General features: G+C 60.9%; 16 protein-coding genes and 1 tRNA gene. 11 read left to right on the forward strand and 6 right to left on the reverse strand.

Annotated elements, in window-relative coordinates; translation table 11 throughout:
- Positions 1 to 150: 150 nt before the first annotated feature.
- Positions 151 to 226, reverse strand: a tRNA-Ala gene (locus MOP44_RS16550).
- 416 nt (positions 227 to 642) lie between these two features.
- On the opposite strand from MOP44_RS16550, the gene MOP44_RS16555 reads away from it, so the two are divergent.
- From MOP44_RS16555 to MOP44_RS16590, 8 genes are all read left to right on the forward strand, one after another.
- Entirely contained in the window at positions 643 to 1,332 is a 690-nt protein-coding gene (locus MOP44_RS16555; protein ID WP_260791296.1) for an RNA polymerase sigma factor, read from the forward strand.
- Positions 1,329 to 2,009 carry an anti-sigma factor gene (locus MOP44_RS16560; RefSeq protein WP_260791297.1) on the forward strand — a complete coding sequence of 227 codons (681 nt, stop codon included), beginning with the start codon at positions 1,329 to 1,331 and terminating at the stop codon, positions 2,007 to 2,009. The genes MOP44_RS16555 and MOP44_RS16560 overlap by 4 nt, the downstream gene beginning before the upstream one ends.
- Before the next feature lie 93 nt (positions 2,010 to 2,102).
- On the forward strand, positions 2,103 to 3,875 hold the full coding sequence (locus tag MOP44_RS16565) for a tetratricopeptide repeat protein (RefSeq protein ID WP_260791299.1): 1,773 nt from the start codon (positions 2,103 to 2,105) through the stop codon (positions 3,873 to 3,875).
- Positions 3,876 to 4,046: 171 nt separating this feature from the next.
- Positions 4,047 to 4,844: a ribonuclease III gene (gene rnc, locus MOP44_RS16570; protein WP_260791300.1), complete on the forward strand. Its 798-nt coding sequence runs from the start codon at positions 4,047 to 4,049 to the stop codon at positions 4,842 to 4,844.
- Positions 4,841 to 5,668, forward strand: coding sequence for a signal peptidase I (lepB, locus tag MOP44_RS16575; protein WP_260791302.1), 828 nt, complete (start codon positions 4,841 to 4,843; stop codon positions 5,666 to 5,668). Before rnc ends, lepB (MOP44_RS16575) begins: the two co-directional genes overlap by 4 nt.
- Before the next feature lie 88 nt (positions 5,669 to 5,756).
- Positions 5,757 to 6,575: a signal peptidase I gene (lepB, locus tag MOP44_RS16580; RefSeq protein ID WP_260791304.1), complete on the forward strand. Its 819-nt coding sequence runs from the start codon at positions 5,757 to 5,759 to the stop codon at positions 6,573 to 6,575.
- 567 nt (positions 6,576 to 7,142) lie between these two features.
- On the forward strand, positions 7,143 to 9,710 hold the full coding sequence (locus tag MOP44_RS16585) for an AsmA family protein (RefSeq protein WP_260791306.1): 2,568 nt from the start codon (positions 7,143 to 7,145) through the stop codon (positions 9,708 to 9,710).
- Positions 9,711 to 9,719: 9 nt separating this feature from the next.
- Entirely contained in the window at positions 9,720 to 10,400 is a 681-nt protein-coding gene (locus MOP44_RS16590) for an HAD-IA family hydrolase (protein WP_260791308.1), read from the forward strand.
- Positions 10,401 to 10,444: 44 nt separating this feature from the next.
- Here MOP44_RS16590 and MOP44_RS16595 read toward each other — a convergent pair whose 3' ends face one another.
- Positions 10,445 to 11,191, reverse strand: a complete 747-nt coding sequence (locus tag MOP44_RS16595; RefSeq protein ID WP_260791310.1) for a carbonic anhydrase — start codon at positions 11,189 to 11,191, stop codon at positions 10,445 to 10,447.
- A 192-nt stretch (positions 11,192 to 11,383) separates the two neighbouring features.
- The gene (locus tag MOP44_RS16600; RefSeq protein ID WP_260791312.1) at positions 11,384 to 14,782 is read right to left on the reverse strand and encodes a TonB-dependent receptor; all 3,399 of its coding nucleotides are present in this window, start codon (positions 14,780 to 14,782) and stop codon (positions 11,384 to 11,386) included.
- Between the two features lie 416 nt (positions 14,783 to 15,198).
- Between MOP44_RS16600 and rsgA the strand changes: the two genes are divergently transcribed.
- On the forward strand, positions 15,199 to 16,224 hold the full coding sequence (rsgA, locus tag MOP44_RS16605; protein ID WP_260791314.1) for a ribosome small subunit-dependent GTPase A: 1,026 nt from the start codon (positions 15,199 to 15,201) through the stop codon (positions 16,222 to 16,224).
- Between the two features lie 154 nt (positions 16,225 to 16,378).
- A complete protein-coding gene (locus tag MOP44_RS16610) occupies positions 16,379 to 17,812 on the forward strand; it encodes a metallophosphoesterase (protein WP_260791316.1) in 1,434 nt (477 codons plus the stop codon).
- Between the two features lie 61 nt (positions 17,813 to 17,873).
- Here the strand turns inward: MOP44_RS16610 and metK are convergent, their stop codons facing one another.
- Both metK and MOP44_RS16620 read right to left on the reverse strand, forming a co-directional pair.
- Positions 17,874 to 19,037 (reverse strand): methionine adenosyltransferase, encoded by a 1,164-nt coding sequence (gene metK / locus MOP44_RS16615; RefSeq protein WP_260791318.1) that lies wholly within the window; start codon positions 19,035 to 19,037, stop codon positions 17,874 to 17,876.
- Between the two features lie 163 nt (positions 19,038 to 19,200).
- Positions 19,201 to 19,860, reverse strand: coding sequence for a GNAT family N-acetyltransferase (locus MOP44_RS16620; protein ID WP_260791320.1), 660 nt, complete (start codon positions 19,858 to 19,860; stop codon positions 19,201 to 19,203).
- A gap of 98 nt (positions 19,861 to 19,958) precedes the next feature.
- On the opposite strand from MOP44_RS16620, the gene era reads away from it, so the two are divergent.
- Positions 19,959 to 21,095: a GTPase Era gene (gene era, locus MOP44_RS16625; protein WP_260791321.1), complete on the forward strand. Its 1,137-nt coding sequence runs from the start codon at positions 19,959 to 19,961 to the stop codon at positions 21,093 to 21,095.
- A gap of 63 nt (positions 21,096 to 21,158) precedes the next feature.
- Here the strand turns inward: era and MOP44_RS16630 are convergent, their stop codons facing one another.
- Positions 21,159 to 23,726: a glycoside hydrolase family 31 protein gene (locus MOP44_RS16630; protein WP_260791323.1), complete on the reverse strand. Its 2,568-nt coding sequence runs from the start codon at positions 23,724 to 23,726 to the stop codon at positions 21,159 to 21,161.
- Positions 23,727 to 23,966: the final 240 nt, after the last annotated feature.

Here is a 23,966-nt window from a genome sequence, read left to right on the forward strand (position 1 = left end):
GGAGAGTGGCCTGCAGCGCGAAGGAGTTCATCATTCCTCTCGGTTTCCGTGCCGGAGCGGCGCCCAACACGGAAGATGCCTTAGCCGCAGCAAAGCTCGACGAGATGAGCCGTCTCGAGCGAAGTTTCCATGTTTTGAGGGGATTTAAATTGGTGGACCTGATCGGGATCGAACCGATGACCTCTTCCATGCCATGGAAGCGCGCTCCCAGCTGCGCCACAGGCCCACTCTTGGGGAACCAACTTCCTTATTTTCGCCTGTGTGGCCACTTTCGTCAATGTGCCGAGTCCGGTCCGAATCGGACGACCTAGAACACGGGCGGACGAAACCGCGGGACGAACTGGATCTACCTAAATAGCACCGCAGCATGAACATTCGACCGTGACCGGGAACACTTTGCCCCCTCTCGGTGTCTAAGAAAATAAGGGGTACGGAATATTCAGCAAACCAGCTGGTGTCCTGCCCCACGAACCCGAAAACGAGGCTGCGGAATTCGCCGTACGGGATTCCAGACCCTCAGTAGTACCCCGGGAGAGCAGTTGCGGATTACTCGGGCGAGTTGTAGTGATCCATGCGGGCAGGCATTTGATGCGTCAGATGCCAAACGTGCATGAATTGCGGTAAGGTGGGAGGACACTGGAGTTGCAGGCGGATCTCACCATGGGCAATATCGCCAGCGCGCTGACGCTTCAATCGGAGGAGGCGGCCCTCTTAGCTGAGTTGCGGGCCGGCTCCGAAGAAGCGTTCTCGTGGCTTATCGCGCGCTACCATCAGCCGATCTATTCGCTTCTGGCTCGCACGGTGCAGAACCGCGCCGACGCCGCTGACCTTGCCCAGGAAGTCTTCGTGAAGGTCTTCCGCGGCGTGCACAGTTTCCACGGCGAGTCTTCTTTGCGCACCTGGATTTACAGGATTGCGTTGCGCGAAGCCTCGAACCAGCGGCGCTGGTGGATGCGTCACTGCCAGCAGGAAGTGCCCATCGAGCAGGAGATCGCCGAAAGCGATACGTCATCTCCGATCCGGTTAAAGGAGATGCTGGTCGACCCAGCCGAATCGCCCTTCGATGCCGCCGTGCAAGCTGAAACCCGGGCTCGTGTCGAAGCCGCGCTGGCTAAGGTGCCTGAACCCTTTCGAACTACCCTGATCCTGCGCGATATAGAGGGCTTTGTGTACGAAGAAGTGGCGGAAATGCAGGGCGTGAACCTGGGAACTGTGAAATCGCGGCTTGTGCGCGGACGCGCCTGCCTCAAAGCGATTCTCACGGCGGAACAGGAACAGAATGCCCCTGCGCGCACAATGCCCGGTTTGCCCCTTGGAGAGGAGGCAAGATGAACGGCTGCAGTGACTTCCAGACAAAGTTCTCTGAATATCTCGATGGTCGGCTTACAGGGTTAGAGATGCAAGCCGTGTCCGCGCATATCGATTCCTGTTCCGGTTGTGCGATGGAATGGAATTCGTTGCGCCGGACGCAGGTAGCTCTGGCGGCGCTGGGACCCGTGCCGGAGCCTCCAGATCTTGCTCTCCGCATTCGCGTGGCGGTTAGCCAGGAACGTGCCCGCCGCGCCAGAAGCCCTTTACAGACCCTGAACATGGCGTGGCAAAACACCATAGGTCCATTCCTGCTGCAGGCCGCCGCGGGATTTGCTTCCGCCGTCCTGCTCATCGGAACCGTCGCGGTCATGGTGGGTATCGTCGCCCAGCCGCAGAAAGCTCAGGCTGGTGACGAGCCGCTCGGCGCGGCCACGGCTCCGAGACTCAACTATTCAATTGCCGGCACCGGCGACAACGACATGGCAGCCTTGCCCAGCCCGGTCGTAGTTGAGGCGTATGTAAATGATTCCGGTCAGGTTTACGACTTCAATATCATCTCGGGCCCCAACGATGCCGCCACCCGGTCCGAAGTCGAGAACCTGCTGCTTCAGTCGGTGTTCACCCCCGCCAAGTTCTGGGGGCACCCCGTGCGCGGCATCGCGGTCCTGTCGTTCTCGGGCGTTTCAGTCCGCGGCTAATCCTTAAATTCAGGCCGGGGTATACGGATCAGAAACCCTGGGACGTTTGACCCTGCCCGGTAGTCTAACTACCATTCAGGCAGGGTTCATTTCATGTCGCTTTCGCTCCGTTTTTCCGCCGCGCTTGCTTGCGCGTGCCTGTTCACGCTTCCTGTCGCGGCCCAGTCGGGCCAGCAGCAGTCCTCTTCATCTTCGGCGCAGCTTCCCAACCCAGCCCAACAGCCGCAGGAGAAAGCCCCCTCGCTCGTCGATCCGGCCGGACCCACGGTTTCGCTTCTTCCCTCAGAGCAGTTGTTCCTTATGGCCTCGGCGCTGAACGCCTGTGGCTACGATGAGGGGCTCGAGCAGAGCGACCCCATCCGGGCCAAAGTGCGTGACGAGCTGAATCAGGCGTTCGCCAGAAGCGAGGACGCCCGCAACGCCCGCGACAAGGTCTGTCTTTACATCGCCCAGCACAAAATGACCGGGACTGTCCGCGACATCGGCCAGTATGTGTCGCTTGCTCTCTATCTCACACCTCCGCCGGAGCTCGAGACCTCGGTCGAGCTCACCGAGATGCCTCCCGACGCGGTGCAGGTGGCGGAGATACTGCCTTCGCTCCGGACTTTTGTCCAGACCACGAATCTGCACGGAATCTGGCTGGCCACGCACCGCAGCTACGACGAAATAATTGACCGATTCCACGACCCGTTGACCAGGATGATCGTCAACACCGATCTCTACCTCAAGCAGCCGGCCGAGACCTACACCGGCCGCCGCTTCGTTGTCGTCGTAGAGCCGATGCTGAATCCCCACACCGTGAATGCCCGCATCTACGGTACGGATTACGTCGTGGTCCTTGCGCCCGAGAACGGCAACATCCGCATGAACGACGTGCGGCACGTCTACCTGCATTACATGATCGAGCCGCTGCTCTATGCGCGCGCCAATGCGATCGATCGCGCTCAGCCGATCCTGAAGGAGATCCGCGAGGCGCCACTGGAATTCCGCTACCGCTCCGACACAGTGCCATTGACGGTGGAGTGCCTCATCAAGGCAATCGAAGCGCGGACCATGGACACCGGCATTCCGGATTACAAGCTCCCGGCGGGCGTTGATCGCAGCCAGATGCCCAGGTACGAGCGCGAGCGTCAGGTCGTCCAGCAGAAGCAGGAGACGGTACGCCAGGCCGCGGTGCAGCACGACATGAAGCAGGGATTCGTCCTAACTCAGTACTTCTACGAGCAGATGATTCAGTTCGAACGCGATCCCGCCAGCTTGAAGGACACCATCGGCGAGATGGTCTATTCGATGGACATCGATCAGCAGGTGCACCGGGCCCGGCAAACACAGTTCGACCAGCAGGCAGACGAAGAGGTACTGTCGCGGCCCAAGCACAAGAAGGTCGAGGGGCTTGATCTGGCAGAAGCCAAATTGCAGGCTGGCGACGTGATTGGCGCGAGCGCCCTTGCCCGGCAATATCTTGCGGAGCGGTCTGACAGCCTTCAGGCAGTTGCGGATGCTGCACGAGCAAATTTCGTGCTGGCGCGGGTTGCAGCGATGACCGGGCATCCCGGTGAGGCGGTTACGCGCTTCCAGAATACCCTGGCCACAACCAAGGAGCCTAGGCTGCTCGCTTGGTCGCACATCTACCTGGGCCGCATGCTCGACCTCGATTGCAAGCGCGATCAGGCGCTGTCAGAGTACAAACTGGCTTTGGACAACCGCGATGGCCAGCAGGACACCCGACTGGCAGCCGAGCGGGGAATGAAGGCCGCCTACTCGGTGAAAGGACATTCCTGTTCGGAGGATGATGCGGACGACTCCGGCAGTGCTTCGACCCCACCCGGCGCGGCGCAAGGTCAGCCTGCGACAAAACCACAATAAGTCTAGGCAGATTGACAGAACCGGCACAACAGGAACCCGCGTCTAATACCTGTACCGGCGAGCGTTCCGCGCGGTGTTCTTATCTATTAGTCTGAACAGCAACTGAGACGTCGGCATCCAGCAGACATGGATGCTCCAAACTGGGTCATAAGACCACTCACCGGGGTCCACGTGCAAGCGAACTTGGGCGAATTGGAATCGGCTATCGGTTACAGCTTCAAGAACCCTGATCTGCTGGTGCGCGCTCTTACGCACCGCTCGTTGGCTAACGAGCAGACCCAGCAGGAGGGCGACGGGGCAACTCTGCGCGATAACGAACGCCTCGAGTTCCTCGGAGACGCGGTGTTGGGCCTGGCGGTGGGTGAGGCAATTTTTCTCAAGTATCCGGACTGGCAGGAAGGCGAGCTGACACGGGTTCGCGCCCAGTTGGTAAGCCGGCAGCACATGGCCGAAGTTGCCGCAGAGGTGGAGCTTGGAAAGCACCTGCGCCTGAGCCGAGGCGAAGATCGCACGGGTCTCCGCCGCAAGAACACCGTCCTCTCCAACACCATGGAAGCCGTGCTGGGCGCTATGTTCCTCGACGGTGGACTGGAGGCGGTGAGGGGGTTTGTGCAGCGGCGGGTGACGGGCCGGGCAGCGGATGATTTGGCGAAGGAACTGCGTTCCGGGGCGGCGCTGGGAAACTACAAGTCAGCGCTTCAGGAGCATCTGCAGGGTGCACGCCTGGGAGCTCCGGTGTACAAAGTTAAGAGTGAGAGCGGCCCCGACCACCGCAAGCGGTTCCTGGTTGAGGTGCGGCTCAAACCCGCGGAAGGCGAACCAGGTAAACCGCTGGCCCGGGGACTGGGAAGCACCAAGAAGCACGCGGAGCAGGATGCGGCGCGGAGGGCTCTGGCGCGGTTGAAAAAGACGCGTGCCGACGACCCGCAAAGCGATGCCGCAGCAGTAGAGGAGTCAGCAGCAGAATGAGCAGTCCCGCCCCGGTCACCGGCCACCCAGTGGAGCAGAAGCTTCCCATGGTCGGCAATGCACGGCAGCACGCATTCGCACACCTGAGGGTGAATCTGCCATCGGTGCCCGAGGCATTCGGGTCGCTGCTGCGCACAGTGGTGGTGGCGCTTTTCCTACTCACCTTTGTCCTGCAGCCCTTTCTGATTCCCAGCGAAAGCATGGAGCACACCCTGTTGGTGGGCGACTTCCTGCTGGTCAACAAACAGATCTTCGCTCCCGCTGGCAGGCGAAGCAGCCTCGAGAGATTGATCCTCCCGTATCGCGACGTGAAGCGCGGCGATATCGTCGTGTTCCACCACCCTAACCCCCCACTGCTCATCAAGCGGGTGGTGGGTGTTCCGGGAGACCGCATCCGGATGGAGGACGGCCGCGTTGAGGTGAACGAGGCTCCGCTCGCCGAGCCCTACGCGGCATTCGAACCGGCGGCGGCCAATCCGTTCCGCGACAACTTCCCGGCCCGCGTGTACACCGATCCCAACATCAATCCCGACTGGTGGCGGCAGATGCAAAAACTGACCCGGAACGGGGAGTTGGTGGTACCGCCGGGCATGTACTTCATGTTGGGTGATAACCGCAACCACAGCGAAGATTCGCGCTTCTGGGGACTGGTGCCGCGGGAAGCAATCATCGCGCGGCCGTTGGTGATTTACTTCTCGCTGGAGCGGCCATCGACCACGGATGTTGAACAGGCATCGGATGATAGACTCGGACACGACAGGGAACTTTCCGCCCGCCTGACCGGCTTCGCGCGATGGAAGAGAATCTTCCGGATAGTGCATTGACGCCAGTCGTCAGTGATCAATTTTCATTTGTCAGTGAACCGGCGTGAACCGGAAGCCGTATTGCCGCTGTGAGAGATCGAGCCAGAGGATGAATAAGAAGAATATGGCGACCGCCACTGAGACGCCCGCCACGGAAAACGCCGAAAAGCACGTGGAAGAAACCCCCTTTGAAGCGATTGCTAGCATCTGTTCCGTGCTCGTGGTCGGCCTTTTCATCCTCACGTTCCTGGGGCAAAACTTCGTCATTCCGTCGGGTTCGATGGAGAACACGCTCTTGGTGGGCGACCACCTGCTCGTCGACCGGATCACCCTCTCCCCGCCCGCCAAGTGGATGCCGCTGGTCCACTACCGGGAACCGAAGCACAACGACATTGTCGTGTTCATCAAGCCGGTGATGGACGAGGTAAACGGTGAATACCAGTACCTCTACCTGGTGAAGCGCTGCATCGGTATTCCGGGTGACCACATTCATTTGCATGAGGGCATTGTTTACATCAACGGAGTGGCGCAAGCTCCCCCGCGTGAGGGCAAGATGACGCCTGCCTCCGATCCAGTATTCCTGGACGAGTTCCCGGCGGTTCCGCCGGTCGCCCAGCCAGGCTCCACTCCGGAATCGTGGGCCATCGACTTCCCCAATCACTTGAAGGATGGCGACCTGGTCATTCCCCCCGGCATGTACTTCATGATGGGCGACAACCGGCACAACTCCCTCGATTCGCGCTACTGGGGCTTCGTCCCGCGTGAGAACATCGTAGGCCGCCCGCTGTTCAACTACTGGTCGTTCGACACACCTGAGAATCAGTACGAACAGGCGGGAATGGGCGCCAAGATCGCCTGGATGGGCCATGTAGCGATTCACTTCTTCACCGATACGCGCTGGAACCGGACGCTGAAGCTGATGCATTAAGAGACGATCGGGAAAGGGAGCAGAGAAGCGCGCGGCCATCACGGGCAGCGCGCTTTTCCTTTTCCGCCAGGGTTCACAAGCGCCCTCGCGTCAAGAGCTGCCGTCACATCGACATATGCTTTTTGTCGTGACGGCCGAGCTGTGTGACGGCTGGCACAGCCTGTTGATCCGCCTTGCTTCACAATCAATACTCCGGCAGTATGTTTCGAATGGTCGATCAGCGCTATGTAGTCTGTAGGGAAATCCGTACAACCAATCGAGGCAGGTTGACCAGAAAAATAACAGATAAAATCAAATACATCGTGTCGCGACATTTATCGATCCATAGATCTTATTTGAAATCTTAGGTATACGAACACTGCCTAGATTCAGACTTTCGCCCCTATCGCGAATAAATGACGAAAATAAGGCGAAATCGTCCTTAGCTCCTTGCGAGCATCTCGATACTGAATGGTAAACACCGCTCAGGTCAACTCTGAGAAGCCAGAAGGAACCGGTCCGGCGCAGTTTAGCCCAGGAGGGACCGGCCGCCGCAGCGGGCCTCTCCGCTCAATTACGATGGGAGGGATGCCCGAACATCTCCAAGCCTCGAGGAAGCGACGGACGAAGTTGTGGTTAGCTCTCGCGGCGGTGTTCTTTCTTCTCGCTCTTGTTTTCGTTCCCCCCTACATCAGCCTGAACAACTACAAGGCCCGCGTGACGCAGTCCGTGGCGGCGGCGCTGGGACGCCCGGTACGGTTATCGGAAGTCGAGCTGCGGGTGCTCCCGCGCCCGGCGTTTCTGTTGACCGATCTGACAGTGCAGGAGGAGCCCGCATACGGCGTAGAGCCGGTGCTCCATGCCAACCAGGTCACGGCCGCCATTCGCCTGTCATCGCTGTGGCAGGGCAAGCTGCAGATCAGCCGCATCAGCGTCGATGAGGCGAGTCTCAACCTGGTGCATATGCCCGACGGCGCGTGGAACCTGGATTCGCTGTTTCGCAACGCAGCGGCGGGCAGCAAGAAGGACCAGGGCCGTCAGCAGCCTCCCTATCTCGAGGCCACCAACTCCCGAATCAACATCAAGGACGGAATCGAGAAGCTACCGTTTTCCCTCCTAAGCGCGGACGCCTCGATGTGGCGCGAGTCGAACGGCAACTGGCGCGTGCGCCTGAAGGCTCAGCCGGCGCGTACTGACGTGAGCCTGGACTTGGCGGACACGGGCATCGTTCGCATGGACGCGACTCTGCTGCCCGCTCCGCAGCTCAGCCAGATGCCCCTCCGTGTTGATCTCGACTGGCGAGAGGCGCAACTGGGGCAGCTCTCGCGTCTGGTGCTCGCGTCGGATCAAGGCTGGCGCGGTGACCTGACCGGCGAACTGCACCTGGATGGCACCGCTGGCTCGGCCAAGGTTCAGTCGCGGCTGCGCGCCTCGGGTGTGCATCGCGCCGAGTTTGCGCCGGAGACGCCAATGGACTTCGACGCGACCTGCGGGTTCACGCTGCACTACAACGACCGCAGCGTGGAGAAGCTGTTGTGCAACAGCCCCGTGGGCGATGGGCGGGCGCGCATTACCGGAAGCTTGCCCGGCGGCGGGCAGCAGCCCAAAGTGACGGTCGAACTTGATCGCATTCCGGCACAGGCCGCGTTGGACCTGCTGCGAACGATGCGGAGCAGCATCGATCCCAGTCTGCAGGCGGCGGGAGCGGTAAGCGGACACATGACCTTCGATCCTGCCGCAGCCGCCGCCGAGAACGCGGCGCAGTTGGCGTCACAGTTAAAAAAGACTGCGGGACGTTCGAGGGCGGCGCAGGCGCGCGCTGCGGTGGGATACCTGACGGGCACCTTCACCGTGGCAGGGCTGCGTATCTCCGGCGAGGCTTTGAGCAAGCCGATCCAGGTAGCCAGCATGACGCTGGAGCCAGCGCCGGAACAGCCCGGCCAACCGGCAGCTCTAGAAACCACCGTGAGCATTCCCGCTGGTGGACCCGCTCCGCTCGCGTTGACCGCACGAATCGCCCTGAGCAGCTTTGAGCTCGGTGTGCATGGAACGGCGGCGGTACCACGGCTACGCGAATTTGCGCATGTGGCCGGCTCCGATGCCGAGCCCATTCTGGCGCAGCTGGCAGGCGATCCCGCGGCGCTCGATTTCACTGCGCACGGACCGTGGGTACCTCCGCCGGATACGCGTCTGGCGCTGTCTCCGGAGAACGGCCCGGCGCGGCCGCCGCGATCGGTTGAGACCAACGGCACAGTGTCGCTGAAGAACGCGAACTGGAAGCCCGCGTTTCTGGCCAATCCGGTGATGATCTCGGCGGCAACGCTGCATTTGGAAAACGGCAAGATGCGCTGGGATCCGGTTGAGTTTTCTTACGGAGCGGTGAAGGGAAGCGCCACGCTCGCGCTGCCGCTGCCGGAAAACTGCGCAGATCCGGACGGATGCCCACCGCAATTCACGGTTCATTTTGCTCAACTGGATGCGGCAGAGGCCGAGGCTGCACTGCTGGGAGTGCGTCAACAGGGCTCCGTGATCTCCACGCTGATCAATCGAATTACACCGAACTCGGCTACTTCCGTGTGGCCGCGGCTGGAGGGCACGGCCACGGCCGATTCGCTGGTGATGGGACCCTTCACGCTGAGCAATGCGACGGCAGGGTTGAAGGTGTCTGCAACGGGACTCGATGCGCGGGCATTCCAGGCAAACTTGCTGGGCGGGACGCTCTCCGGGAAAGTGGCGCTCACGACCGGCGACAAGCCAGAGTACGAAAGTGAAGTGTCGTTCACAAATGTCAATCCTGCACAGTTGGGGCAGCTTGCCGGGTTGAAGCTGAGCGGCGGCACCGTGAGCGGCAGCGGGAAACTGGAGCTGTCCGGGTTCACCGATACGGACTTAGCCAAAGCGGCCCAAGGCACAATGCACTTCGAGTGGCAGCACGGGACCATCATAGGTCCTGGTGTGCCGCCGGTTTTCACGCGCTTCGATAAGTGGAGCGGCGATGCAATTGTTGCGGACGGTGGGATGAAGCTGCAGAAGTCCGAGGTTCAGCATGGAAGCCGCAAGACCCCGGCGGATGCGACTGTGACATTCGGAACACCGGCGAAGGTGAGCTTTGCCGCCACGGAGCAGGCCGCAAAGGAGAAGCCCTCGCGCCCATAGAATAGAAGCATGGCACTATCCGTTTCTTCCTCCCCTGTTACAGTCACGTGCAAAGCAGTTTTGTTCGATATGGACGGGATCTTGATCTCGTCCATCGGGTCAGTTGAGCGCAGTTGGACCAAGTGGTGCAATATGCGCGGCGTTGATCCCGCCTATGCGATCAGCGTCATCCACGGTCGGCGGGCGATCGACAGCCTCCGCGTGGTGCGGCCCGATCTCGATGCGGAGAAGGAACTCGAGATCCTCGAGGACCTCGAATGCGAGGACGTGGATGACATCATCGTGCTGGCAGGCGTGTGCGACCTGCTGAAGGCTCTTCCGCATGAGCGCTGGACCATCGTGACGAGCGCAACGGAGCGGCTGGCAAAGGTGCGGCTCAAGGAGGCGAGGCTGCCGGCGCCTGATCACTTCGTACATGGTGACAAGGTCGCGCAGGGCAAGCCCCATCCTGCGCCGTTTTTAGCGGGAGCGGAGATGCTGGGCGTTGCGCCGGAAGACTGCGTCGTCTTCGAAGATTCGGCGTCGGGCGTGGCCGCCGGCAAAGCCGCGGGCTGCACAGTGATCGCGACGTTGTTCACGCATCCTGCAGAAGAACTGGCGGATGCGGATTACATTGTGCGCGACCTGACGGGCATCGCAGTCAGGTCCACAGCAGATGGGTTCACCATCACCTTCACAGAGCGGAGGTAGCCACACTCTAACCCTGCAGGTCTGTTTTTCGACGGCCCGGCGGATTACTCGTTGGCCTCGATGCGGCGGCCGTGCGCGTCCTGAACAGGGCGTGAATTCAGCTTCTCGATTCCGCTGAAAAAGCGAAGCTGCTCGCGGCTCACCGGCAGGTCTTGTTCCATCACATACCAGCGCACTCCTTCGGTGCAGGGAGGCGTAGTCAGCGAGCCCATGTAGGTCCAGTAGCCGCGATCGGCGGGAAGCATGCCGGCGGGGTTGATCTGGGGCACGTCGTTCTTCTGACCGATAGCAGTAGGCATCTTTGCCCATAGTGTGGCCAGCGTGGCATTGGCCTGGTTGGGGTCCTCACGGAAACGTACACCCACAACAACCAACTTGCCGTCGGCACTCTGGTGGACGAGGTGCACGTCCATGTCGTCGAGCTTGCCCTTGACCGACTCTTCCGCCGGGTGATGGAAGTGATACTGAACCAGATCGAACCGTACACCGGCAATGATGATGTAGCTGCCCGGGTGAGGCGTAATCATCACCGTGTGGCCACTGTTTTCGATGGTGCCCGCGCTCGCCATGTAATGAAATTCGATCTGCGGCAGGCTTTTGTTGAGATGCGCTCCGTGGATGTCGATAGGCGACTGCTGCTTGCCGTCAGAGCATGCGTGGAAAGCGGGATCGAGCTTGCCCCAGTTCACCGGTCCCTCTTTGCCCACATACTGCCAATGCGGGTCTTCATGCTGGGCGGCGGCGATGCCGGTGACGGCAATGAGGCAAGCGATCAGAACTGAAATCCGCATTTTATCTCCGTACATAAAGGCGAGTGTCTGCAACGGAATTGTATGGTGTGAGACGCGGCGGAGCAAAGAATGTGTGTAGCTGATCAGGTGGCCAGGTGATACGTGATCCGGCTCTGACGCGGAAGCCCCCAGACAAGACGGCCATCCCAAGAGGTGGGATGGCCGCCAGTGTTGTTGTGGCTTCGCTGCCGTTTAGAAGTCGAGCTTGACGCCAAGCTGCATCTGGCGCTGGCTGTAGACGAAGTTCGAGTTGGCGTTGGTGATCGAGCCGAAGCCCTGCTGGCCGGTGATACCGGTCGATCCAGCATCGAACGGGTTGTACTTCAGATTCGAGCCGGAGATTGAGTAGGCGGTGCTATTCACTCCCGTGACGTTGATGTGGTTGAGGAGGTTGAACGCTTCTGCGATGAGCTCGAAGTTGAAGCGCTCGCTGACGCGAACATCCTTCTGCACGCGCACGTCTGTGGAGATGGTGTTCGGCTGGCGCATCGTGTTACGGCCGAGCTGGAGCAGATATCCGGAGTTGCCGGAGCCCGCGACGCCCGAGGCAGCGGCGCCGGGAATGGTGCCGCTTACGCCCGCGTTGTAGGGCAGGCCGTTCTGGATCTGGACGATCGGGTTGATGTGCCATCCATCCGCAACGTAACGCTTCCATCCGTTGGAGTTCGGCAGCGGATACGCAAGCAGCGCCCACGCTACGAAGCGGTTGGGAACGTTGAACGTCGAGTTGCCGTAGTTGGCGCGCGCATTGCCGTTCGGGTCAAACCAGTTGTTGGTACTGGGGCTGGTGCTCTCGTTCTGGTTGTAGTCCAGCGCGTGCGACCAGGTGTAGTTGGCGTCGAACGTGGCGTACTTGTTGCCGCGGTTCTGCACGTCAACCGCGAGGCCGTTGTAGCTGGAGTTGATGTTGCTGACCACCTCAGTGATGGAGCCGTAGTTCGGATTGACGTAGGGCTTCACATAGTAGGTGACAGGAATCTGCGTACCGCAGGCCAGAGGTCCGCAATTCGTGCCGCTCGCGCTGCCGGTCGAGTCAGTGATGGTGAGGGTGCTCTGCTTGCGCGTGGTGGCGTCGAGATTGATGTTCAGGAAGTTGGGAAGCTGGCGAGCCAGCGCGCCGATGTAATCCAGCGAGAAGAAGGTGCCGTGCCCCATGTCGCGCTGGAAGCTCAGGTCGAACTCATTCACCGAGGGACTTTGGAAGTTCTTGGCGAAGAAATCGATGCTGGGCGTGGGATAAGCGCCGTTATTAGGAATGATCCGCGGGAAGGCCGGCGCCGTGGCGCCATCCGGGATCTTTCCAAAGACGCTGGGGATGGTGTACTGACCCTTGGGGCTGCCGGTGGACTCGTAGGTGTTGAGGACGATGCCGTTCAGGATGCGTCCGAAGTAGAGGCCGTAGCCGGCGCGGAACACGGTCTTGCCGGTGCCGAACGGATCCCACGAAAGACCGACGCGAGGACCGAAGTTGTTGGTGTCGCTTGGCTGGTTTCCGATCTGCGCGCGGTCATCCGTGAAGGGGCCCTTGCCGTTGATGGCGGTGTTGAGCAGCGAACTCGAGACCAGCGCCGGGAACGGCGGCGGCACATGCTCGTAGTCATAACGGAGGCCGACATTGAGCGTGAGACGCGGAGAGAGCTTCCAGTCATCCTGCACGAAGAAGCCGTAGTCGAGGGTGGAAATGGAGAACTTCGGCGTGCCGAGTCCCTGGGTGAAGCCGTAGTAGCAGGCGTATTTGCCGGTGCCGGTTTCAGTCTGCTTCGAATCGCAGGTGCCGCTCGGCTGCAGGATATCGGCGAAGAAGTTGGAGAAGTAGGTGTAAGTGTAGACGCCGTTGCTCTCGTAGAGATTGTCGACGGTATCGCTGTTGCGGACAAGGTCGAAGCCGAAGCGGATGTTGTGGCTGCCGTGCTGCCAACTGGCGGTGTCGCCTACTTCATCCTTCCACTCCGCGGGATACGCATTACGGAATGAGTAGTAGGGCATACCGCCGGTGAAGCCACTGTTGCTGGAGCCGCCGTAGATGGCGAGCTGCACCGGCGTTCCGGTGGAGTTGTTCAGGTAGGTATCCGTGAAGGTTGTGTGAGGCTGTTGGCCCTCGTTGTTCAACTCGCGTCCGTACTGGAAGCGGAGTTCGTTGGAGATGCTGTTGGTGATCAGGCTGTCGAGCTTGGCAAAGCCATAGTCGAGCTTGACGAAGTCGGTGCCGAAGGTGTCGCGCGCGTAGTTGTTGGAGGTCTGTGTCTGCACGCCACCCGGCGAATCCCAGCGAAGACGGTGATAAAGGAAGCTGGCGTGATGCTTGTCGTTGATCTGCCAGTCGAGTTTGGGCGTGTTGAGAACTTCGTCGCCGGTACGGGCCGTGGTGCCGAGGTCGTCGAGAAGGCCGGGGTTGTGCAGGCCGGTGAGCGACGAGACGGCGCTTCCATAAAGAAGCTGGTCGAAGTTCCGGGCTCCGAGGAGGTAGTTGCCACCGAAAACGCGGTTGGCCAGAGCCTGCGCTTCCTTGTCGCCGGCAGTGCCCTTGTTGGAGTCGAGGTCGGCCCAATAGCTGAAGAACGACGCGGGGTTCGACGGCTTAGCCACACCCGGGAAATTGCGCTTGTACTGGTCGTATGCATAGAACCAGAACAGCCGGTTCTTGAGGATGGGACCGCCCGCGCCGAAGCCCCAGCGCTTGCGCCAGTCTTTAGGCGCGAAGGGAACGCCGGTGACGATCGTCGGAGGTCCTCCGCCGGCGGGCTCAGTCACGCTCGTGAACGTAGTGAATGGATTGATGGCGCCCCAGTCGTTATCGCGGTCGAGGAAGTAGGCCTGCCCGTGAATGTCGTTGGTGCCGCTCTTGGTGACGGAGTTGATGACGCCCCCAACCGCGCGGCCATACTCAGCCGAGTAGACTCCCGTATTCACCTGGAACTCCGCGATGCCAATCTGCGAGGTGGAATAACCCTCGCGGGTGCGTCCGCGCTCTTCAGAGAAGAAGGCCTGGTTGTCATCGACGCCGTCAATCTGGACGTTGTTAAGCAGCGGGCTGATGCCGCGGAAGACGATCAGGCCGAATCCGTTTGCGTCCGATGTGGCGCCGGGCGTGAGCAGTGCCAGGTCAGACCAGCGGCCGCCGTTCAGCGGTAGATTGAGGATTTCCTTCGAGGTAAGCGTCTCGGAGATTTCGGGCGACTCGAACTTGATGACCGGGGCCTCGCCGGAGACCTGGACGGTTTCGGTGGCTTCTCCGGTGTGCAGCGATGGATGAAGCTCGGTGAGGGAGCCTACGGTCACGGCCACGTCGGTGGCCTTGTATTCGGCGAAGTTCGCCGCAGAGATGGTGACGGTGTAGCGGCCGGGCTGCACCAGCGGGGCCTTGAAGTAGCCGCTGTCATCGCTCGTTAGCTTGATTTCGGCATTGGTGCCGTTGTTGTGCAATACGACGGATGCGCGCGGGACAGCGGCCCCGGACGGATCAAGAACCGTTCCGGCGATGGCACCCTGTGTAGTGGTCTGGGCAAATAAGTCAGCCTGAAGGCAGGAGAGCGCAGCAATAAGAAGCGCAAGGCACACTGCTGCCCTGCGCAGACGAGCTATGAAGGTCATTGGTTCTCCTAAAAAGAAAGCGTCGTTAATTAGTTTTTTGAACTGACCCGTTCTGCCGGGCTTCAGTGTCCCCTGGGTTCTACGCGAGCAGAATCGCGAGTCGCTGGCCCGATCCATCTTGGGGTGGAACGACTGCATACGATCTAAGGGCGATGCGCCTGTTGGAAGCGCTCATGCCATCCGAAAGCATAGCGGCCGCTGTTTACAGGGGAATGAACGCGTGCCTGATGGCGAGACGCTCGCAGGGTTGGAGCGTGCGATTACGCTTGCGTGCTTGCCGAGGCCGATGTAGCTTTGAAACGATTCTGGAGCGCCGCTGACAGTCATTGTCTAATTCGTCCTCTCACACTGCCTCACCCGGAAGCTGGCGGTGGGGTGTGTTCCTCGTGTTGTGTCAACCGAGAGGATGAACCGAAGTGAATCTCGAACAATTGGGATGGAGTGATTTCTTTGCGCGGCAATGTGCAACTGGCATTCCCGCGCGCGTTGCGTTCGCGTGCCGCGAGCAGTTCATTGTGTGGACCGAGAGCGGCGAAGTGGATACGGAGCCCAGCGGCGCGCTGCGACATGCGTCGCAGCTCTGGCCGGCCGTGGGCGACTGGGTCATGCTCCGCGACGATGGTCCGGTTATCGACCGGGTACTGGAGCGGCGGACGACGCTCTCGCGCAAACAGCCAGGTAGCGAGTCCAGCGAACAGGTATTGGCGGCAAACGTTGATGTTCTGTTCATCGTGAGCGGGCTCGACCATGACTACAATCCGCGGCGCTTGGAGCGCTATCTCGTAGTCGCTCGCGAGAGCGGCGCAACGCCGGTCATCGTGCTCAACAAGGCGGATCTTGCGGGCGAGTTGGGCTTCGACCTGGAGGAATTGCTTCGGCTCACACGCACGCTGGCCGGGGGTACAACGGTGTTGCCGCTGAGCGCGATGACGGACGCAAGCCTCGATGTGCTGGGCGCGACAATGTCGCCGGGTGAGACGGCTGCGATGGTCGGCTCCTCGGGGGTGGGGAAGTCGACCATCCTCAACCGGCTGTTGGGGGCCGAACGACGGAGAACGATGGCGGTGGGCGCAAGCGATGATCGAGGGCGGCACACAACCACCGCCCGCGAGCTTTTCGTCATGCCGGGTGGCTGGCTCCTGATCGACATGCCCGGACTGCGTGAGGTCGGCCTCTGGTCGGCGGAACAGTCGGTGGATGCCGGCTTTGGCGATATTCAGGAACTGGCCGCAGCATGCCGCTTCCGTGACTGCACGCATTCTGGGGAGCCGGGGTGCGCGGTAGCCGACGGTGCAGTGGACCAGGCGCGGCTCGCGAATTATCAGAAGATGCGGCGCGAGGTTGAGTACCTGAAGCGAAAGGCGGACCCGGAGCTGGCGCGGCAGACGCGGGCGAAGTGGAAGGCCATTGAGAAGTCGGTGCGGAGACATCCGAAATGGTGAGAACAGCGAACACGGAACAGAGAGCTGGGGCAAGGGCCTGAAGGCAGTCTCGGGTTGCGCCCGGTTTGAGGACAATTCCCCTGGAAGGATCTGACGCTCGAGCCTGAATTGCCGATATTTTTCGGCAGAGCGCTTCACTCGTGAAGGAGAGCAGATGCTTCATTTGCCGAAGGACCGTCCCGGGGAGTTATTGGAGCTGCTGTCGCGGCGCAGATTTCTTGAGCTGGCGGGAGTGGGCCTGACCGGCTTCTTGTGGGGCTGCAGCAATCGCACCAACATTGAGGGCAGCACCAGCTTTCCGGTACTGGCCTTTTCCGATCTGCATTTCAATCCGCTGTACGACACGAGCCCGGAGCTGCTGGCGAGGCTGGTGGCCTCGAATGCCGGCGAGTGGAAGTCTATTTTCGAGGGATCGAAGATTACCGCTCTGTCAGCGCCCGGGGCCGACACGAACTATCCGCTGTTCAAGCTGGCGTTGGAGAGCATCAAGAAGAATCGCGGAACGAGTCCGTTAATCCTCTACACGGGAGATCTGCTGGGGCACGACATCTCCTACTATCTCAACCTGTATACGGGGATCACCGATCCGGCTACGCTGCAGGGCTTCAGCGACAAGACGCTCTCGTTTGTCACGCAGGAGATACGAGCCGCGGCGGGGGAGGCCCCGGTGCTGTTTGCCGTGGGGAATTGCGATTCGTATACCGGCTACGGTCCGGATAGCGCATTCCTCGCGAACAACGCGCAAGCCTATTCTTTGAACCTGCTGAAGGGCGCGGCGGACGAACAGAACTTTCTGGCCAGCTTCCAGACCGGCGGTTACTACACGGCGGAACCAGCCGGGCTGAACGTGATGGTGATTGCGCTGAATACCATCGCATTCTCGCCGTCTGTGCAAAACAAGGATGGTAGCGAGAACAATGCCGATGCTGTGGACGCGCAGCTTGCGTGGTTCGATACGCAACTCGCGGCGGCCGAGACGACGGGCAAGGAAGTGTGGCTGCTCATGCATGCGCCGCCGGGCGCCGATGAGTGCACCACGGCGAAGGACGTCAATCCGCAGGGACACCTGGCCAGTTCCACGATGATGTGGGAGCCCAACTACCAGGCGAAGTTTTTGGAGACGGTGGGGAAGCACGAAGGAGCAATTGCGCTGACGTTCGCTGGTCACACGCATATGGATGAGTACCGGATCATGTCGGCAGGGAATGTGGTGGAGATCATTCCGGGAGTGAGCCCGTGCTTCGGAAACGATCCGGCGTACCGGGTCTTCGACATCGAAGAGGGAACGCTAGCGCCCACGGACTATAGGGCGTTCCACTGCGATCTTGCAAACACGGCTCCAGCGTTCGACAGTTACTACCAATATTCGAAGGCGTATCCGGTGAACGGAACGCTGGGGCAGTCGCTGGAGGCGCTGCAACCGCAACTGGCAAGCAGTGCGGCGCTGCAGAAACGTTACCGCGGGTACTACTACTCGGGAAACAATGCGGCGAGCCCGATCACCGATGTGAACTGGCCGGTGTACTGGGCCGGGATTGACGAGATGTGGGCGCAGGATTTGGCCAACGCGGTGAATTCGTATTCGTGAGGCCGCAAACAAAAAGGGACCCGGCAAACGGGTCCCCGAAGTGTTCATGTATTGATGGAGTTTACTTGGCGACTGCTGCGCCCTTGGCCTGCTCCGCGAGGGCGGCGGCCTTGTCGGTCGCTTCCCAGCTGAACTCGGCCTCGTTGCGGCCGAAGTGGCCGTACGCCGCAGTCTGGCGGTAAATGGGGCGCCGCAGCTTGAGGTGCTCAATGATGCCCTTGGGCGTCAGCGCGAAATTCTTGCGGACGAGGGCGGTGAGCTCCTTGGCGCTGAGCTTGCCGGTGCCGAACGTCTCGACGAGCACGCTGACCGGCTCGGCAACGCCGATCGCGTAGGCGAGCTGGACTTCGCAGCGCTCGGCCAGGCCGGCAGCCACGATGTTCTTGGCGATGTAGCGTGCCATGTACGCAGCGGAACGGTCTACCTTTGTCGGGTCCTTGCCACTGAACGCGCCGCCGCCGTGACGGCCCGCGCCGCCGTACGTGTCGACGATGATCTTACGGCCGGTAAGGCCGGTGTCGCCCATGGGGCCGCCGATGACAAAGCGGCCGGTGGGATTGATGTGATACTTGGTGTTCTCGTCGAGCAGCTCGGCCGGGATGACGGCTTGGATGACGTGCTTGAGGATGTCGGCGTGGAGTTCCTCGTTGGTGACGGTCTCAGAGTGTTGCGAGGAGATGACCACTGCGTCCACGCGGACGGGCTTGTGGTTCTCGTCATACTCGATCGTGACCTGGCTCTTCCCGTCAGGACGCAGGTAGGGCAGCTTGCCGGACTTGCGAACCTCGGTGAGGCGGCGGGTGAGCTTGTGAGCTAGCGAGATGGCGGCCGGCATTAGCTCGGGCGTCTCGTTGGCGGCATAGCCGAACATCATGCCCTGGTCGCCGGCGCCGCCGGTATCCACGCCCTGAGCGATGTCGCCCGATTGCTTGTTGATCGTCGAGATCACGGCGCAGGTGTTCGAATCGAAGCCATAGGTTGCGTTGTCATAGCCGATGGACTGAACCACGCCGCGGACGAGCGTCTGGAAATCGACGTAGGCCTTGGTGGTGATTTCTCCAGCGATGACGACGAGACCGGTGGCCGTGAGGGTCTCAGCGGCTACGCGGCTGTAGGGATCCTGCTCGAGGCAGGCGTCCAGAATGGCGTCGGAGACCTGGTCGGCAATTTTGTCGGGGTGACCTTCCGTCACCGATTCCGACGTAAACAAGAAACGGTCGCTCAATGCAAACTCCTCCCCGGTTAGGGGTCGATCTGACTGGACTTTGAAGTGCTGAAAACACCAGCCTGCGCCAGAAGGCTTTGGGCCCACGGGTGCATTCTTCCATGCTAAATGCGGGGAAGGGTAGCGGGCCAAGCAATCGCAGCGAAAGGGGAGATGCGGGCGGTCAGCGGGGTCTGGCGGCAGTCGAACCGTGTTTTCGCGCCGCCGAGACTGACTTGGCGGGGGCTCGGACGGGTTTGCCGGCGGGCGCCAGTCCCATGGGGTGCAGAAGCTTCCAAACCTGCCACTCTTCGGCCGTTATCTCCCAGATTTCAGAGGGCAAACGGCCGCTGACGTAGTCGCGCGGCTCGAGGTGGATGACGCGCATGCCCATGCGCTGGGAGATGCGGCGGGACCCCCGGTTCGCCACGGCCTTGGGGGCTCGGAGCCGGGCCTGTGCAAGCTTGTCAAACCAGAAGTCATTCGCCCAGGCGCAGGCCTCAGTCATGTATCCGTGGCCGCGGTAGTTGGGATCCAGCCAGAAGCCGCGGTTTTCGTCCTCGCTCAGCGTAAGGGTGATCAGGCCGATGACTTGGTCGGGGTCGGTGCGCAGGCGAAGGCTCCAGTGCCAGGCCTCGCCGCGCTCCATCGCTGGCAAAGCGGAGTCGCGGATAAACTGCTCCGCCCCATCGGACGGGTAGGGCCAGGGGATCTTGGCAGCGAGATACTTGACGACCTTCCACTGAGGGAAGAGACGCTGGATCTGTGGTGCGTCTTCTAGTGAAAGAGGGCGTAGGATGAGGCGATCGGTACGGCCTTCGGGAATGGTGGTCGGGGGAACCATGGTCCATAGTAGCGCCTGGGATGGGACTAGGCACAGAGACAGAAAAGCCCCGGTCAGCTAAAAGCTATCCGCGATAATGAAGGAGAACGGAGAAGACTTTGCGATCTGGATTTGTTGCCATCCTTGGCCGGCCTAATGCTGGCAAAAGCACGCTGCTGAACGCGCTCACGGGCGAGAAGGTGGCTATTGTCACGGCCAAGCCGCAGACTACGCGCAACCGAATTGCCGGGGTGGTCGAGGTGCCGGCGCGAAAGGGGAAGCATCCGGCCGCGCAGATCGTGTTCGTGGACACGCCAGGCGTGCACAAGCCGGGATCGCAGCTCGACCGCCGCATGCTGCAGGAGGTCTACGAGGCGCTGGAGACGCGTGACGTGGTGCTCGCGCTGGTAGATGCGTCGAGGCGGGTGAAGCTGCAAGAGCAGGGAACAGGGAATAGGGAACAGGGAACAGAAGAGCAGGGCGTAGGGAGCACGCATGAGGGAGAAGAAGGCCAGCATATCCTTCTCTCCGCTCAGGATAACAAATCTCAAAAGAGGGAGAAGAAGCCCTCATGGGCATCCGAGGATGAGTTTCTCTTCGGGCTGGTGCGGAAGCTGGATTGTCCCGTGTTCCTGGTGCTGACCAAGATTGACCTCGTTCCGAAAGATCAGTTGCTGCCCATGATCGACGCGCTGATGAAGCAGTACAACTTCGCCGAAGTCATCCCGGTGAGCGCGCGCAAGAAGGACGGCCTCGACCGGCTGTTGGCGCGCATTGTCGAAAAACTGCCGGAAGGCGAGCGCTACTTCCCCAAGGACCAGTACACTGATCAGCCGACCCGCTTCATGGTGGCGGAGCTGATCCGCGAGCGCGTTCTTGTCGAGACCGGCGAGGAAGTTCCGTACGCGTCGGCGGTTGTGATCGAACGGTTTGAAGAGCCGCAGCCCGAGCCCGTTACGCCAAAGAAGAAGGGACCGCAAAGGCTTCCCCTCACTCGGATCGCAGCAGCAATCTACTGCGAACGCGACGGGCAGAAGGCAATCCTGATCGGCAAGGGCGGATCGAAGCTCAAGGAGATCGGAACCGGCGCGCGTAAGCAGATCGAGTCCCTGCTGGGTACACGCGTCTACCTCGAACTTCATGTAATCGTGGAGCCCGGCTGGCGGGAGTCCAAGCGCTTTGTCGAAGAACTCGACTGGCGCAATCAGTTGGAGAGGCTGGCCGAGAAGACGCCCGGATCCGGGGATGACGAGTAGCCGGAGGGCCCATTCTGCGCGGCGATGATCTTCCGCGCAGGATGAACCACAATGATTCGCTCTCTAGTATGTGAGCTGCAACTCCAAGCCCGAGCCCGTATCTGGCACCAGCGCAATAACGCGATGATGCTCGGCGTCGTAGGCGGTTGAGATCTGTAGGGCCTTGGCCGAGCCGTTGAGCGGAGCCGTGCTCGCCTCGACGGCGGGCTTGCTGGCGCCGTAGACCTCCACCTGCAGGAGCTTCCACCACGGGGCAAAAGTCCCCTTCGGCTTGGCCACCATGACCACGATGCCCTTGTCGACGAGGCGGCAGGTGAACTCCTGGCGCAGGAAGTCCCCCTTCTTGTAGGCGAATGACGTCCCATCGTCAAGGTAGAGGCTGCCGGTGCAGTCTTTGTTAAAGCCGATGGGCGGGTAGACGCGAAGGGTCAGCGGCCCCTGCGGCTTCTCATCGGTGCTTTGCACAAGCGGCTGCTCGGGGATAATGGCTCCGGCGCGAACGAACACCGGCAGCGTGTCGAGGTTGCGCTGCTCCTGCACGCCTGGAGGTGCTTCGGTGTTATCGATAGCCTTGTGCGGGGTTGCCGCCTCAATCCTCGCGCCGGTCCAGTAGTCATACCAGCCAATAGACGGCAGGCTGACAAAATAGCTGTCCATCTCGTCAGGGAACGGGCTGTTGGCTACCAGGATGTCGCGGCCGAGCAGGAACTCGTTGTCGATGGTGGGGTCGACGGGTGCAGCGGCCGCTCCGGCATCGCCTGGGAATTCAAGAAACAGCGGCCGAATGATGGGCAGCCCCGTGCGGCTCATCTCTTCCGCCGTGGTGTAGAGGTATGGCAGCAGCCGATAACGCTCCTCGATGTAACGACGCCGGATGTTCAGGTCCTCAGGCGTGCCGTTTTCCCAGGGCTCCTGTGGATTGGTACCCTTGGCCGTGTGATCACGATCGATGGGCTGGAATGCAGCAATCTGCAGCCACCGCGTAAGCAATTCCGGTTGCGGCGAGCCCGCGAATCCGCCTACGTCGGCGCCGGCCATGGCAAATCCGCTCAATCCTAAATTGAGCAACTGCGGCGTGGTCTGGCGGAGATGGTTCCAGGTGGCCGAGTTGTCCCCTGACCAGGTCACCGCGTAGCGATGACCGCCGGCATAGCTGGCGCGCGTCATCACAAACGGGCGCGAATTGGGATCGAGCTTCAGCAGTCCTTCGTAGGTACCGCGGGTTTGCTGCATGCCGAAGATGTTGTGGATCTCGAGATGCGGCGCCGTGCGGGTGATGAACCCAGGTTCCTCAATGCGGTGGACCGTATCATCGGGCATCGTCTTCGACGGAACGAGGAACACCGATGGCTCGTTCATGTCATTCCAGAAGCCGGCGACACCCTGCTTCACAAAATCCGAATAGAGCGTTCCCCACCACTCGCGGCTCGGCTTGTGCGTGAAGTCCGGGAAGACGGCCGGGCCTGGCCAGACGACGCCGGTATAGATCGAGCCGTCGGGATTCTTCACAAAGTGGTCGCCCGCCTTGCCTTCGTCATACGGCTTGTAGCCCGCGTTGGGCAGGTTGGCAATGTGCAGATCGGTGATGACAACCGTCTTGAAGTGCTCCGCCTTAAGATCCTGGACCATCTGCTCGAAATGCGGGAAGGTCTGGGGATCGACGGTGAAGGGCCGGTTCTTGACCTGGAAGTCGATGTCGAGCCACAGCACGTCGGAAGGGATGTGTTCCGAGCGCAGCCGATTGGCGATGCGGCGGACCTCAGTCTCCGGGTAATAGCTGTAGCGCGACTGCTGGAAGCCCAGAGACCAGAGCGGCGGCAGCGGGGCTTTGCCGGTGAGCCAGGCCCACGACTCGACGACCTGCTTCGGCTCGGGTCCGTACAGGATGTAGTAGTCGAGCGGGCCGTTCTCGGAACCGAACGAGTAGGCGTCGCGGTACTCCTTGTTGAAGTCGAATGAGGTGCGCCAGGTATTGTCTAGGAAGACCCCGGCCGCGACTCCTCGCCGCAGGGTGATGAAGTAGGGGATGTCCTTGTAGATGGGATCTGTGGACTCCTGCCAGCCGAACGCGTCGGTATTCCAGTCCGTGAAGGCCTCGTTGCGGCGATCGAGCGGGCCGGGCTTGTCACCCAGACCGAAATAGTGCTCGTCGGCGGGCGACTTCAGGTATACACGGAAAGAATTGCCGTGGTACTCGATCGGGCGGCTTGGGAAGTCCTCAAGAATTACGCGGCCGGCGAGATCGGTGACATGCAGTTCGAGTGGGTCCTTATGAATAGTGACGTGCAGCTTGGCGGTCTTGAATCCGACGGCTGCCCCGGAGTTCTCCGGCGTAACCTGGACGGACGCAGTGCGGGACTCAGGCAGGACAGCCCAGGAGGCGTCTTCAGGCAACTGGCCGGCTGCGCCGACGCGCACTCGCAGGACATCATCCCGCAGCGCCGTAATCTGCATGATGGCAGAGCCGGAGTGAATTTCGATGCCAGTTGGAATGGGCCGGGAAGCGGTAACCCGGTCAAGGCGGACGAATGCCTGCTTTTGAGGCGTTTCGACTGCCAGTATCGCTTGTGTGGTTGCGGCTAGAATCAGAATTCCAAGTACAGCAAAAAGAAACCGTCTTGCGGTTGGCACTCAGCACCTCATTTGGGGGCTAAATTGAACCATCCTCAAGAGAATACTTGATTTGAGGTGCGGGACCGCTCGATTTCGGGCAACCTTTTCCGCTGGCGCGGAACGAAAGGACTTGACACAGGGTTCGTGTCATAGTTACATGAAAGTCACCGACGATCCTGGGGGGGAATGGGCCACACTCACCGAACGAGTGGCCACTATCCGCTTCCCCTGAAACTCCCGACAATCTGACCTGAAGAG

This window comes from Occallatibacter riparius (genome assembly GCF_025264625.1).
Taxonomy (GTDB): Bacteria; Acidobacteriota; Terriglobia; order Terriglobales; family Acidobacteriaceae; genus Telmatobacter; species Telmatobacter riparius.

What these genes read in the sequence shown, in the direction of transcription:
- MOP44_RS16610 (WP_260791316.1), top strand. Translation starts at nt 16,379, where the DNA reads ATGCTTCATTTGCCGAAGGACCGTCCCGGGGAGTTATTGGAGCTGCTG.
- MOP44_RS16565 (WP_260791299.1), top strand. Translation starts at nt 2,103, where the DNA reads ATGTCGCTTTCGCTCCGTTTTTCCGCCGCGCTTGCTTGCGCGTGCCTG.
- MOP44_RS16590 (WP_260791308.1), top strand. Translation starts at nt 9,720, where the DNA reads ATGGCACTATCCGTTTCTTCCTCCCCTGTTACAGTCACGTGCAAAGCA.
- MOP44_RS16595 (WP_260791310.1), bottom strand. Translation starts at nt 11,191, where the DNA reads ATGCGGATTTCAGTTCTGATCGCTTGCCTCATTGCCGTCACCGGCATC.
- MOP44_RS16620 (WP_260791320.1), bottom strand. Translation starts at nt 19,860, where the DNA reads ATGGTTCCCCCGACCACCATTCCCGAAGGCCGTACCGATCGCCTCATC.
- MOP44_RS16560 (WP_260791297.1), top strand. Translation starts at nt 1,329, where the DNA reads ATGAACGGCTGCAGTGACTTCCAGACAAAGTTCTCTGAATATCTCGAT.
- lepB (WP_260791302.1), top strand. Translation starts at nt 4,841, where the DNA reads ATGAGCAGTCCCGCCCCGGTCACCGGCCACCCAGTGGAGCAGAAGCTT.
- MOP44_RS16600 (WP_260791312.1), bottom strand. Translation starts at nt 14,782, where the DNA reads ATGACCTTCATAGCTCGTCTGCGCAGGGCAGCAGTGTGCCTTGCGCTT.
- MOP44_RS16585 (WP_260791306.1), top strand. Translation starts at nt 7,143, where the DNA reads ATGCCCGAACATCTCCAAGCCTCGAGGAAGCGACGGACGAAGTTGTGG.
- lepB (WP_260791304.1), top strand. Translation starts at nt 5,757, where the DNA reads ATGAATAAGAAGAATATGGCGACCGCCACTGAGACGCCCGCCACGGAA.